Source organism: Desulfuromonas sp. (assembly GCA_002869615.1).
Taxonomy (GTDB): domain Bacteria; phylum Desulfobacterota; class Desulfuromonadia; order Desulfuromonadales; family UBA2294; genus BM707.
Window position 1 is genome coordinate 1 of the sequence record PKUH01000091.1, and the last position, 12544, is coordinate 12544.

Sequence of the window (12544 nt, forward strand, 5' to 3'; positions counted from 1 at the left end):
AGCCCCCGGCAAGGGAGCGGTTTCTTTGGTTCGTTTCTTTATCGCTCAATAAAGAAATGAACCCGGCTGCCGGGCCGGGACCCGGCGGTTCTTCTTGTCTTCTGTCTACAGGGGGACACTTCCCTGAGATTCGGGTAGTGTCCCGACTTAACTTAAGTACAGGTAGTGCCCCTGGTTACCAGCACAGTGTGGGCGCATGCACACGAATTTGCCAGCAAAGGAGCAACGCTTCAACTTCTAACCTAGGCCGGCTCAAGTCCGGCAAACTTGAGGAGGAGTTTTTTCGGACCGATGCGTTGAAAATAGACGATCACCTTCTGGTTGTCCCCCTGCACCTCGATCCGCCGGACAACGCCGACACCGAACTTGACATGGCGAACGTTCATGCCGATCCGCAGCCCCTCTTCTGCATCCGGAACAACCCGGACATCATCAACAAAATCGTCCGGCTCATCTATTGCCACTTGCTCGCCGATTGATTCGAATACCGAGGCGAGGTTGTTGCTGGCCGCATGCTGCATCCCATCGGCCGCCGGCTTCTGCAGATGCGTGCGCGGAATGTCGGCAAGAAAAACCGACGGCGGATTATACTGGTAGGATCCGTAGATTCGACGGCGGCGGGCATGGGTCAGATAGAGCTTGTCCATCGCCCGGGTCATGCCGACGTAACAGAGTCGCCGTTCCTCTTCGAACTCATCACCGCCGTATCCGGCCCTTGAATGTGGAAAAATCCCCTCTTCCATTCCGGCCATGAATACGACCGGAAACTCGAGCCCTTTGGCGGCATGCAGGGTCATCAGAGTCACCCGGTCAAGCGACGGATCATAGGAGTCGAGGTCGGTAATCAGCGATATCTGCTCCAGGTACCCGGAAAGCGAACCGGCGGTGGCCGCATGCTCCTCCATTCCGGCCAGCAGCTGCTCGAGGTTGTCGAGCCGGTTGCGGGCCTCTTCCGTCTTCTCGGCCCGCAGCTGCGGGCCATAACCGGTCTCTTCAATCAGGTCGGCCGTCAGTTGCGGGAAATCCTGCGTTTCCAGCCGCGAAGCAAAATCTTCAATCAGCGCTACAAAAACAGCGACTTTTTTTGCCGCCGCAACCGGTAGCGCTTCTTTCTCGAGAGCAACTTTACAGGCGGAAAAAAAGCCGCCGGCTTCGGCCGTAAAGGCCGCAATTTTATCGACCGTTACGGCGCCGATACCACGCCCCGGAACATTGATAACCCGTTGCGCCGAAACAGAATCAGCCGGATTGACCAGCAATCGAAGATAGGCGAGAACGTCCTTGACCTCGAGGCGGGAATAAAACTTAACGCCGCCGAACATCACATACGGCAGATTGTGACTCCGTAATGACTCCTCGAGAACCCGCGACTGGGCGTTGGTTCGGTAAAAGATGGCGATATCGCGCAGATGCCGTCCGGACCGCTGCAGCCGCTTGATTTCCCGGGCGACAAAACGCCCCTCTTCGACATCATCGGGACAGGCCTCAATGGTCAGTTCCTCACCCTTCGGGTTCTCGGTCCAGAGCTCTTTTCCTTTGCGCCCTATATTTTTGTCGACCACCGCCTGAGCGGCGCCGAGAATGGTCTGCGACGAGCGGTAGTTCTGTTCAAGGCGGATAATCTTGCAGTCGGGAAAATCGGCCTCGAAACCAAGGATATTGCCGACCTCGGCACCCCGCCAGCTGTAAATCGACTGGTCGTCGTCACCGACCACGCAGAGGTTGCGGTGTTGCTCGGCCAGCAGCCGGACCAGGCGGTACTGGACCTTGTTGGTATCCTGGAATTCGTCAACCAGAACATAGCGGAAACGATCCTGCCAGTACTGCAGCGCCTCGGGAACCTCCTCAAACAGGCGCAGGGTCAACAAAAGCAGGTCATTGAAATCGAGCGCATTCGATTCCTGCAGCCGCTGTTGATACTGTTCGTAAACCGAGGCGATCAGCTTTGCGTAGTGATCATTGCGCGGCATCGCATCGGGATAAAGCCCCTTGTTCTTGGCCGAGTCGATAGCTATGGCTGCGGCCCGCGGCTTCAGCGACTTTTCCGGAACATGCATATCCTTGAGTAAATTTTTGAGGAGGCGCTCCTGGTCCTGATCGTCGTAGATGGTGAAATGCGAATCGTAGCCGATACGCTGTATATCCTGGCGCAGGATGCGAACACAGGCCGAATGGAAGGTCGAGACCCAGAGCCCTTCAGCTGAACCGAGCAGTTCCGCAACCCGTTCGCGCATCTCGCCGGCCGCCTTATTGGTGAAGGTAACCGCCAGTATCTGACGCGGGGCAACACCGTTTTCGCGAATCAGCCAGGCAACCCTCCGGGTCAGGGCCCTGGTTTTGCCGGAGCCGGCGCCGGCGAGAATCAGCAGTGGGCCGTCACAGGATTGAACCGCCTCCTGCTGGGGAGGATTGAGCCCGGTCAACAGGTCATTCATCGCCATCCTCTTCCAGGGTCCGGCTCATCAGCTCTTTATTGTACGCCGAGACCATGTCACGCCGGGAAACAATGCCGATCAATTTATTGCCATTCTCCTGCTTGACCACAGGCAGCTGTTCGATGTTGCGGTAACCGATCTTCTTCATCGCCGCATCAAGATCATCCGCAGCCGTCACCGTAATGACATCCAGGGTCGCCAGCTCCTTGACGACGATCAGGTCCATCAGATCCTTTTCAAAAACCACCCCCATGAAATCCTGGACCGAGATGATTCCGGTCATCTCCTTTTTGGCGTTAACCAGTGGAAAATTCGTGTGGCGGGTCGTGGCAATAAAATCAGCGAACTGGCCGAGGGTCATATGCTCGGGGATTGTTTCCGGTTTTGTATTCATTACATCGCCGACCCGGATCGATTTCATGATGTTGCGTTCCTTGCCCGACTCAAGATCGATCCCGGCCTTGGCCAGCTCAACCGTATCGAGACTCTCTTTTTTGAAGTGCCGGCAAACGGCAGTACCGATCACGCAACTGAGCATGATCGGTACAATCACCTCGTAAGAGTCGGTGATTTCAAACAACATGAAAATAGCGGTCATCGGAGCGTGGGTTGCTGCCGCCAGAAACGCCCCCATGCCGACAACCGCATAGGCGCCGGCTGAAAGCGACATCGCCGGGAAAATCATCTGCGCCAGCTTGCCGAAAGCCCCTCCAGTCACTGCGCCGAGATAAAGACAGGGGGCGAACAGCCCGCCCTGCAGACCGGACCCGAGAGTCAACGACGTCGCAATCATCTTGACGACAATCAGGGCCAGCAGCATCCACCAGACCCCTTCGCCGAGCAGAACTGTCTGCATAAATTCATAACCGTTGCCGAAGACCTGCGGAAAGAAGAGCCCGACCAGGCCGACCAGCAGGCCACCAATTACCGGCTTGGCCAGGCGCGGTATTTCGATGGCGGCGAAAGCATCCTTGATTTTGAAGTGGATATCGATAAAGAAGGCCGCGAGCGCCCCAATGATCAGGCCGAGGATGACATAAAGTGGCAGCTCCCAGAACGAGCTCAAAACATATTGCGGCGCATAGAGTTCAGAGATGTCGCCGAGCAGCGCCCGGGAGACGACCGTCGCCATGCCGCTGGCTACGACAATTGAAGTAAAGCTCGACAGTTCAAAACTGGCGAGCAGAACAATCTCCTGGGCGAAGAAGACCCCGGCAATTGGCGCATTAAAAGTCGCAGCAACCCCGCCGGCGACACCACAGGCGACGAGGATCTTGAGCCGGTCGCCGCCGATGCGACAAGCCTGGCCGAACTGGCTGCCAATCGCACCGCCGATCTGGGCGATCGGCCCCTCCTGCCCGGCCGAACCGCCGGTGCCAAGGGTAATCGCTGATGCCATGCCGCGGGTAAAGATGGTCCGTAACGGCAGCTTGGCACCACGCAGATTCACCTTTTCCAGGAACTTCGGAAAGCTGAAGCTCATATCCTTCTTGAACCAGATGCCGAATGGAATCAACAGCAGGCCACCGATCGCCGGAAAGAAGATCGTCCAGATGCGGGACAGGCTCCAGTGATCAAGCGAGATATGGAAAAAATCGAGGCCCTGTTCGAAGACCAGCCAGTGAAAGAACTCGATGGTCTGGCTAAAGGCATAATTGCCCAGCCCGGCGAGCAGTCCGATGACGACCGCCATGACAATCATGAAGGTGTTTTCGCTAAGGTGAAACCGGTTGAAAAATGCGTATTGCAGGCGGGCCAGCATTGAATTGAAGCTCCCGAAGAATCAGTGTTTATGCGCGACACCATGATCACGCCATCGGAGCCATACGTTAGCGCTAAACACCCCGAATGTAAACAGGTGAAACCAGAAAAATCGGCCGGACTCGATCCGAACGCCGCCTATAGTGATAAAATCCAGAGGTACCTGATCCGAAGAGAGGCTGAAAAGATGGAAATTGATATCGTCTGTACCATGGAGATTTACTGTGATCTGCTGAAAGCACATGTCGAACATGCGCTTGCTTACAGCAGATGGAGGCCGAAGTCGAATAGTGATGGACCGGTCAGTGCAGCACCAGCTGAAGGCCAACGCCAAAGCCGGCATGGTGATCGATGGCCAACCCATTGCCGTCGGCACCGGTCATACCATTGACAACATTCGTCGCCTGATTGGCCTGCGCTCACCGACCAGACATTGAAACAGATTGCTTGCAGCAGCTTTCACCCTGGTCATAATCTCATGCTTGAAGGGGGATGACGTACCATAGGATACAGAGATAATGACAGAGACTGCCACCGATTACGAAAAGGTGCCAGATGCCGTGATGATGTGGAATTTTATTGATGGCATAAAAAACAATTCCGACAGTGTACGTGACCCCGCCGGCGACCAGCCATTCGACACCCTTCCTCGGCATCCCTTCGAGAAGGCCCTCCAGATCAATAACGATTATCCAGCCGAGCGCAATATACAGAACCGGCGCCAGGAATGGTATCCGTTGAACCATAAAAGCCTTGAAAACTATCCCGGCCAGAGCCAGAGTCCAGACAATACCGAACAGCATCCAGCCCCGACCATCGCGTAATGTCACCAGGGTAATCGGCGTATAGGTGCCAGCGATTAACAGGTAGATACCGACATGGTCGAGCTTGCGGAAAAGCAGGCGCAATCGATCCGAACGAACTGAATGATACAGGGTCGAAACCGTGTAAAAGGAGACTAACGAAACACCGAAAACGACGCTGCCGACAATACGGTAGGGATCACCGCTTTGGCTGGCAGCGACGATCAGCCATGCAGCCGCCAGCAGACCGATCAGTACGGCAAGAGCATGGCTGATGCGATTGAACCGCTCTTCGGCAAGAGAGTAGTCGATTAAGCTCTTATTCTTCTTCGCCAAGGCTGAGATCCCGGTTGTTTGGTTGTTTTATTATTCCGGATTCCAGGTGAGTCCCGGTTCACCATCGCCAACCAGGTTACGAGCCTGCTCGACTGCAAAAACAACCAGATGCTTTGGCCCGAGAGCAACATCTTCATCGCGACTGATCCAGCTCCGGGTCATCTCGGCCAACAATTGTTCATTGACCTCTTCGCCAACCTTCTGCAGACGCAGGCGAAGCCCTTTGTAACCGGCGCCGCTTTCGATAAACATGAAACTTGCTGCCGGATTGTTCCGGATATTGCTGTAACTTGTTCGTTCCCGCATCAGAAAAACCAGTTGCCCATTTTCCGTAACATGCGGCTTCGCATAGATCGCTGAATTGACGATGCCATTGGCATCTGCGGTCGCCAAAACTCCAGTCCCATTCATCTGCTCAAAATAATCTTTTAGTAACATAGTTCTTTCCTTTCGATATTCACGACTGTCCAGCTAAGCTTTATCATATTTTGCGGAAGATTCAGCATCTCGACTCTTTTCAGCAAGAAGAACAGAATAAAAACGTGCCAATGCACGTTACATCGGGCAAGAGCCGACAGGTAAGATAATTATACGCCGTCAGCCAGAATGGAGAAAAGAGATGAAAATCGAAATCTTGTGCCAGGCTGATGAACAATGTGACCTGATGCGGGCAAAAGTTTATCAAGCCCTCACAGATCTCAACCTGAACGCCGAAGTCGTTTCGGTTATGGATCCGAAAAAACTTGCGAAGCTTCAGTATCGCAACCTGCCAAGCTTATTGATCGACGGACGGCTGGTCGCTGTCGGTAGCGAACACACGGTTCACCAACTTCGCAAGCTGATTGATCTCGGAACCGCAGTCTATCATTAACCCCATACCGCAAAAAGCCCGCCATCCAAGCGGGCTTTTTGTTTGGCTCCTCAGTAGGATTTCAGATTTTCAAGAACCGAAATCAACCTGTCGTTGTCAGGCATCCCTTTTTGCACAAATTGAATTATCCCGGCCTGATCAATAATATAGGTGATGCGGCCGCCACCGTAGAATTTACGGATGCTGCCATCGTCGGAAAGCAGCGGAAACGACAAATCGAGAGACTTGGCAAATTCCTGATGTGTTTCCACCGAATCGGAACTGACACCCAGCACCTGGGCATTGAGCTTTTCAAAACGATCAATGTCATTTTGGAAAGCCTGCATTTCACTGGTTCAGCCGGAGGTAAAGTCGGCATAATAGAGCGCCAGAACGACCGGCCCTTTTTCGAGGAAACGGCTCAACGTGATCTCACCGTCCGTCGACTGTGCCGAGAACCCCGGTGCGGCATCACCAATCTGAAGTGCTCCGGCGTTCGATGCCAGTAAAGTTGCCGCGACAACGCCGACTGCGCGAATCATCTTTTTCATTTTCCATCTCCTCTTGAGTTGGCAAAAACAAGATATTCAGGATGAAGAAATACCGAGAACCTGATCACGAAACCTTTTGTTCAACGGGCTTTCACCCAACCAGATCCCGAAATAGGCCTCAGCAAAGTCAGCCCCCGGAATAGTCCCGAGCGGTTCACCATTGAGCTTGAGAACAGTTCCAACATCCGGGGTGTAGGCCAAAATGTAGCGATCGCCCGGCCCGACATCTTTGAAGAGCTTGTACAAATCGTTCAGTCGCGCCTGGAGACCGCCAAGCCGATCAGCGGGAAGATTATCCTGCAGGTGATCCTGGGAAGCCTCGATAAAACCTTTTGCCGGAATTTCCCTGAAGTAACAAAGCTCGAGATGCTTGTCCACATCGCTGCCCCATTTGCTGGCATCAACCCCTGCCGGCAGGTAAAAAGCACCGGCGTAAAGATCGACAAGTCTTGCCCAACGCAGCACAGCCGCACCCCGAAGCTCCAGCTTGACTTCACCCGACTGGTAAGAAACCGGAAACGCGACACCTTCGACCTCAATCGTCTCCGCCGTGGCATTTCTGGCCATTATCAGCCCTTGCAATAACAGGGAGCCAACAACCAACCAGCGGAAAACCAGAAGGACCTGATTCAGATAATTTATTCTATTCATGATATTTCCTTTTCGCAAATATAACAAATACGGTTGCATTTGCCAGCGACTTTAAAACGAAGCCAGAACCTGGCGTTTTTTATGATTTGCACTGACGATGTTTCACGATATCATTAAGTTTAATATTGTCAGCAGGTTAACACCTTTCGAACAGGTTGAAGTTTATGGCAATTTTCAGCTTTACGACTTTACTCATTTTTGTAACCATGACCCTCATTTTCGTGATCGCCATGGCCATAAAAGACAACAGCATCGTCGATATCTTTTACGGTCTCGTTTTTCTTGTCGGTTGCTGGGGGGCTGCCATCCATTTTGGCTTATCCCATCAGAGACAATTGCTTATTCTTGCCGTCCTTACACTCTGGGGATGCCGCTTGGCCATACACCTTTTTCTGCGCAAGAAAGGCCACGGTGAAGACTTCCGTTACGCCAAGTGGCGCGAAGACTGGGGGAAGACATTCGTCTGGCGAAGTTATCTTCAGATCTTCATGCTTCAGGGTGCTGTCATTCTTTTAATATCGACTCCTGTATTGCTCGTCATCAGGGCACCGGGCGGCCCGTTGACCCTGCTCGATTTTCTCGGGATCACAATCTGGCTGCTCGGCTTCCTGTTCGAAGCCATCGGCGACTGGCAGCTTTTGATATTCAAACGCAAACCTGAAAACAAGGGACGGATTATGCGTTACGGCATCTGGCAGTATACAAGACACCCGAATTACTTTGGTGAAGCAACCTTATGGTGGGGTGTGTTCCTGATCGGCCTGTCAGCAGAAAATGGAGTTTATGGCATTATCAGCCCCCTGCTGATCGCATTTTTACTGCTCAAGGTCTCCGGCATCCCGATGCTGGAAAAAAAATACGAGGGGGACCCGGAGTTCAAGGCATACCGCAAAAAAACCAATGCTTTTTTCCCGTGGTTTCCAAAACCCGAAATAACTATTCCGGAGGGGTGATATGTCATCGAATCAGTCAGTGGCCGTGGTTGGCGGGGGGGTAGCCGGCATTGTTGCCGCATATCTTTTACAAAAAGAATATAACGTTACCCTGTTTGAGAAGAATGACTATCTCGGCGGCCACACCAACACCATCGAAATCCCCGATGGCCCGGATGCTGGACTTCCGGTCGATACCGGCTTTATTGTCCTCAACGATCAGACCTACCCCAACTTTGAAACGTTTTTGTCACGACTCGGGGTCGAAACGCGCGTCTCGGAAATGTCTTTCAGCCTCGACTGCCGCAAAACCGGCCTGATCTACGGCGGTTCAAACCTCAACGGGCTGTTTGCCCAGCGTCGCAACGCGATCAATCCCCGGTTTTTGAAATTTCTGCTCGAAATTGCAAGATTTTGCCGCCAGGCGCAACTCGATCTTGAAAATTACTCGATCAGAGCTGAAACCCTCACAGACTATCTCAACCGACATCAATACTCCGACTACCTGACCGACAATTACCTGGCCCCGATGGCAGCGGCCATCTGGTCAACCCCGCTGACCCAGATTGGTGATTTTCCGGCCCGATCTTTTCTCGACTTCTTTCGCAACCATGGCCTGCTTTCACTGAAGAATCGACCGGTCTGGAAAACCGTGGTTGGCGGCAGTCAGGCGTATGTCAAGGAATTCAAAAACATATTCAAAGGAGATATTCGTCTCACCGCAGCCATCGAAAAAATATTCCGCGATGAGAATGGCATTCGAATCTGTTTCAAAAACGGACCGGAAAAACACTTCGACAGGGTGGTTATCGCGACCCATGCGGACCAGGCCCTCCAGCTCCTTGCTGATCCGAGCCAGGAGGAAAAAGATCTCCTCGGGCCGTGGCAGTACCAACACAATCGGACCGTCCTGCATACAGACTCATCGATGCTGCCGCCACTAAAACGGGCCTGGTGCGCCTGGAACTTCAGACGGGATGTCACCGACGGTCAGGAACGGCCGGTGTATGTGACCTATTACATGAACCGGCTCCAGGGATTAAAATCAAACTCTCACTACTGCGTAACACTGAACCGACAGGATGAATTCAACCCGGGCACGGTCATTCGGGAAATCGACTATCATCACCCGCTATACAGTTTTTCCTCGGTCGACACCCAGGAGAAACTTCCGCTCCTCAACGGCCAGAGAAACACCTGGTACTGTGGCAGTTATTTTGGTCACGGCTTTCATGAAGATGCTGTTTTGTCGTCTGTTCATGTCGGCAAATCGATGGGAATCACTTTATGAATTCGCGAATATACACCGGCGAAGTCACGCATGCCCGCATGGCACCGGTTGAACATCGCTTCCGCTACCCCTTTTACTTTTATGGTTTCGACCTTGATGACCTGGCCGATCTTGATGCGGCGACACCCCTGTTCGGCTACAACCGTATCCGCCCTGTATCACTTCATGATCGCGACTACCTGACATCAGACACCGGCAGTATCCGGGCCAAACTTGACCAACTCCTGGAGAATCAGGGAGTCACGACTCCGGTCCAACGGGTCGAATTAATTACCGCGGCCCGATACCTTAACTACATCTTTAATCCTGTCAGTTTTTTTTATTGCTATGACAAAAAAAATCAGCTCGTCTGCATCGTGACCCAGGTCAACAACACTTTTGGTGACAGCCATATCTATCTGCTCAAGCAACCTGAAATGAGCACTTCGAATAACAACTACCATTTTCATGGCAATAAGGTCTTCCATGTTTCGCCGTTTTTCCCGCGAACCGGGACCTATGAATTTATCTTTTCACCGGCCGGCGAGACAGTTGACATTACCTTTAAATACAGTATTGATGAAGAAGTAAAGCTCATCGCCAGGCTGACCGGAAAGGCCCGACCTTTTACCAGCTCGAACCTGTTGCGAAACCTGGTCAGCCATCCACTCTGTGCCGCCCTGACCATGCCACGTATCCTTTGGCAGGCGGCAAGACTCTACTGGCAAAGGAGACTACCCGTGTATAACCGACCAAGCCCGGCCGACCCGATGACGATCCGAACAGCACCTCCTACCATGATCGAAAAAATCGGCAAACGCCTGGTCATGAACTTTTTCAGCAATCTGCAAAAAGGCGAACTGACGATGAATTTGCCGGATGGAACACAACGGCAATTTGGTAATGCCGATAGCGGCAGAAATGCTCAGATCGACATACTTGACAATATCTTTTTCCGGAGAGCCATGGTCTCCGGAGATATCGGTTTCGGTGAAGCCTACATGTATGCCAACTGGTCGACACCCGATCTGGCGGAACTTCTGACCCTGCTGGCCGAAAACGAGGACGCGCTCGACGACAAGAGCTTGACGACTGCCCTGGTTGGCCGAACCATTAACTTCATCCGGCATCTGCAGCGCCCGAACACGGTGCGCGGAAGCTCGCGAAATATTCGCGAGCATTATGACCTGAGCAACGATTTTTTCGCCACTTTCCTTGATCCCACCATGACCTACTCTTGCGGTATCGCCGATACGGATGGTGACGATCTGGCTCAGATGCAGCTCAACAAGCTGCACCGGATCATTGAAAAGGCCAAGATATCAGCCGACGACCACGTTCTGGAGATCGGCTGCGGCTGGGGTGGGTTTGCCATTGAGGCAGTACGACAGACCGGCTGCCGGGTCACCGGCATCACCGTGTCTGAGGAGCAGCTAAAACTTGCGCGCGCGCGCGTCACCGAAGCAGGGCTTGAAGATAAAATCGAGATTAAAATCTGCGACTACCGCCATATCGAGGGAACATTTTCGAAAATTGTTTCAATCGAAATGCTCGAGGCGGTCGGTCACGCCGGCCTAAAACCTTATTTTGAAGCCTGCGAAAGAGCCCTTGAGCCGGGTGGGCGAGCGGTGATCCAGGTCATCACCATCGATGATGACAACTACGATGCCTACCGGCGAAGTTCCGACTGGATTCGCAAGCACATTTTCCCGGGCGGGCACCTTCCCTCGGTTGCGGTCATGCAGGAGATTACAAGCCGGGAAACTTCACTGAAATGGGTCGACCTCGAAAACTTCGCCCGACACTATGCCCGAACCCTGGCAATCTGGCGTGATGTCTTCATGAAGAAGCAATCGAAAATAAAAGCGCTGGGTTTTGACGACACCTTCATCCGGAAATGGGAGTACTACTTCGCCTACTGCGAGGGCGGGTTTAACAGCGGCAAAATAGATCTGGCCCAGATAATCCTCGAGAAACCGGAAGGTTGAAAAGATGGCGACTCTGGTCAACATCACCCTCTACCAGGTCGGCTGGTTCTGTTGCGTCCTCGGCGCGGCCTGGGGATACCCGCTCAGTGGCGGTCTGGCGGCACTGGCGCTAAGTGTTTTGCACGTCGCCCTGGTCGAGGACCGCAAACCGGAAATAAAGCTGATGCTGGCAGCAATGTTGATCGGTATCGTTGTCGATACGGGACAGCAGGCTTTCGGGATCTTCGCCTTTAAAACCGATCCGGCATGGCCGCTCTGGCTGCCGCTCTGGATCTTCGTCATCTGGGCCCAGTTTGCGACCTTGTTCCATTTCGCTCTCAACTGGCTACGAAAAAGCTACCTTCTGGCGGCCCTCTTCGGAGGAATCGGAGGACCGCTCGCCTATTACGCCGGAGTCCGCCTCGGCGCCGCAACATTTCCAGCGGAAATCACCATGAGCATCGTCAGCCTCGCTGTCTGCTGGGCCGTCGTCACCCCGTTCCTGGTTTTCCTCAGTGGCAAGTTTGCACCGTCCCGGTTGCCCGGACGATACCGTTTTCAGAAATAACACTGCTACTGCAGCCAGCGCCCGATCAGAAAGCTGCCGCTCGCGACCAGGGCGCAAAGAACGGTGCCCCAGGCAATATCGACAATTACCACCGTCAGCGGCCAGTCCTTCAAAGTCGCAAGGTTGGTCAGATCATAGGTCGCATAGGTAATAAATCCAAAGAAGGCTCCGAGCATCACCGCCCGACCCAGCGAGTCCATTTCCAGGGCCGGCCGCACCGCGAAAAAGATAATTCCGACAATATACATCAGGTAGAACGCGAACGCTGCCGTCCAGTTGACTTCAGGGCTGAGAATATAGCCGAGATGTTTTTTGTAGAAAGGGCGCGCGACAAAGCCGAGCCAGATCATATCGATCGCGAAAAAAACCGGAATAGTCAACAGGTAGAGTTTAATATAGTAGCCCATCAGTCATCTCCTT

At 53.1% G+C, this 12544-nt stretch carries 13 protein-coding genes; 5 read left to right on the forward strand and 8 right to left on the reverse strand.

Translation table 11 applies throughout. From position 1 onward, the window contains the following. Positions 1 to 242 precede the first annotated feature (242 nt). The 4 genes from C0623_08650 to C0623_08665 form a co-directional block, all read right to left on the reverse strand. Complete coding sequence (locus C0623_08650) at positions 243 to 2435, reverse strand: ATP-dependent DNA helicase PcrA (protein PLX99669.1); 2193 nt, start codon at positions 2433 to 2435, stop codon at positions 243 to 245. Further along, a complete protein-coding gene (locus tag C0623_08655; protein ID PLX99670.1) occupies positions 2428 to 4137 on the reverse strand; it encodes a chloride channel protein in 1710 nt (569 codons plus the stop codon). The genes C0623_08650 and C0623_08655 overlap by 8 nt, the downstream gene beginning before the upstream one ends. 535 nt (positions 4138 to 4672) lie before the next feature. After that, complete coding sequence (locus tag C0623_08660) at positions 4673 to 5335, reverse strand: hemolysin D (protein ID PLX99563.1); 663 nt, start codon at positions 5333 to 5335, stop codon at positions 4673 to 4675. A 30-nt stretch (positions 5336 to 5365) separates the two neighbouring features. Then, entirely contained in the window at positions 5366 to 5773 is a 408-nt protein-coding gene (locus tag C0623_08665; protein ID PLX99564.1) for a pyridoxamine 5'-phosphate oxidase, read from the reverse strand. 181 nt (positions 5774 to 5954) lie between these two features. Between C0623_08665 and C0623_08670 the strand changes: the two genes are divergently transcribed. Beyond that, entirely contained in the window at positions 5955 to 6206 is a 252-nt protein-coding gene (locus tag C0623_08670) for a hypothetical protein (GenBank protein PLX99565.1), read from the forward strand. A gap of 50 nt (positions 6207 to 6256) precedes the next feature. Here the strand turns inward: C0623_08670 and C0623_08675 are convergent, their stop codons facing one another. Genes C0623_08675 through C0623_08685 form a run of 3 tightly spaced genes read right to left on the reverse strand, consistent with a single transcriptional unit; the run spans position 6257 to position 7426 of the window. Beyond that, a complete protein-coding gene (locus C0623_08675) occupies positions 6257 to 6532 on the reverse strand; it encodes a hypothetical protein (GenBank protein PLX99566.1) in 276 nt (91 codons plus the stop codon). A gap of 9 nt (positions 6533 to 6541) precedes the next feature. Beyond that, positions 6542 to 6736, reverse strand: coding sequence for a hypothetical protein (locus C0623_08680; GenBank protein ID PLX99567.1), 195 nt, complete (start codon positions 6734 to 6736; stop codon positions 6542 to 6544). A gap of 36 nt (positions 6737 to 6772) precedes the next feature. Then, positions 6773 to 7426, reverse strand: coding sequence for a hypothetical protein (locus tag C0623_08685; protein PLX99568.1), 654 nt, complete (start codon positions 7424 to 7426; stop codon positions 6773 to 6775). A 125-nt stretch (positions 7427 to 7551) separates the two neighbouring features. Between C0623_08685 and C0623_08690 the strand changes: the two genes are divergently transcribed. From C0623_08690 to C0623_08705, 4 genes are read left to right on the forward strand one after another with little or no spacing between them, the layout of a single operon-like run. Then, positions 7552 to 8340 carry a steroid 5-alpha reductase gene (locus C0623_08690; GenBank protein PLX99569.1) on the forward strand — a complete coding sequence of 263 codons (789 nt, stop codon included), beginning with the start codon at positions 7552 to 7554 and terminating at the stop codon, positions 8338 to 8340. A gap of 1 nt (position 8341) precedes the next feature. Beyond that, positions 8342 to 9610: an amine oxidase gene (locus C0623_08695; GenBank protein ID PLX99570.1), complete on the forward strand. Its 1269-nt coding sequence runs from the start codon at positions 8342 to 8344 to the stop codon at positions 9608 to 9610. Then, entirely contained in the window at positions 9607 to 11577 is a 1971-nt protein-coding gene (locus C0623_08700) for a DUF1365 domain-containing protein (protein PLX99571.1), read from the forward strand. Before C0623_08695 ends, C0623_08700 begins: the two co-directional genes overlap by 4 nt. A gap of 4 nt (positions 11578 to 11581) precedes the next feature. Further along, on the forward strand, positions 11582 to 12124 hold the full coding sequence (locus tag C0623_08705; protein PLX99572.1) for a DUF2878 domain-containing protein: 543 nt from the start codon (positions 11582 to 11584) through the stop codon (positions 12122 to 12124). A gap of 5 nt (positions 12125 to 12129) precedes the next feature. On the opposite strand, the gene C0623_08710 is transcribed toward C0623_08705, so the two are convergent. Then, a complete protein-coding gene (locus C0623_08710) occupies positions 12130 to 12531 on the reverse strand; it encodes a DUF2177 domain-containing protein (GenBank protein ID PLX99573.1) in 402 nt (133 codons plus the stop codon). Positions 12532 to 12544: the final 13 nt, after the last annotated feature.

Bases quoted from the DNA above. Each gene is read 5' to 3' on its own strand.
- C0623_08650 (PLX99669.1), bottom strand. From the start codon at position 2,435: ATGAATGACCTGTTGACCGGGCTCAATCCTCCCCAGCAGGAGGCGGTT.
- C0623_08655 (PLX99670.1), bottom strand. From the start codon at position 4,137: ATGATTGTCATGGCGGTCGTCATCGGACTGCTCGCCGGGCTGGGCAAT.
- C0623_08665 (PLX99564.1), bottom strand. From the start codon at position 5,773: ATGTTACTAAAAGATTATTTTGAGCAGATGAATGGGACTGGAGTTTTG.
- C0623_08670 (PLX99565.1), top strand. From the start codon at position 5,955: ATGAAAATCGAAATCTTGTGCCAGGCTGATGAACAATGTGACCTGATG.
- C0623_08675 (PLX99566.1), bottom strand. From the start codon at position 6,532: ATGCAGGCTTTCCAAAATGACATTGATCGTTTTGAAAAGCTCAATGCC.
- C0623_08680 (PLX99567.1), bottom strand. From the start codon at position 6,736: ATGAAAAAGATGATTCGCGCAGTCGGCGTTGTCGCGGCAACTTTACTG.
- C0623_08685 (PLX99568.1), bottom strand. From the start codon at position 7,426: ATGCAACCGTATTTGTTATATTTGCGAAAAGGAAATATCATGAATAGA.
- C0623_08690 (PLX99569.1), top strand. From the start codon at position 7,552: ATGGCAATTTTCAGCTTTACGACTTTACTCATTTTTGTAACCATGACC.
- C0623_08695 (PLX99570.1), top strand. From the start codon at position 8,342: ATGTCATCGAATCAGTCAGTGGCCGTGGTTGGCGGGGGGGTAGCCGGC.
- C0623_08700 (PLX99571.1), top strand. From the start codon at position 9,607: ATGAATTCGCGAATATACACCGGCGAAGTCACGCATGCCCGCATGGCA.
- C0623_08705 (PLX99572.1), top strand. From the start codon at position 11,582: ATGGCGACTCTGGTCAACATCACCCTCTACCAGGTCGGCTGGTTCTGT.
- C0623_08710 (PLX99573.1), bottom strand. From the start codon at position 12,531: ATGGGCTACTATATTAAACTCTACCTGTTGACTATTCCGGTTTTTTTC.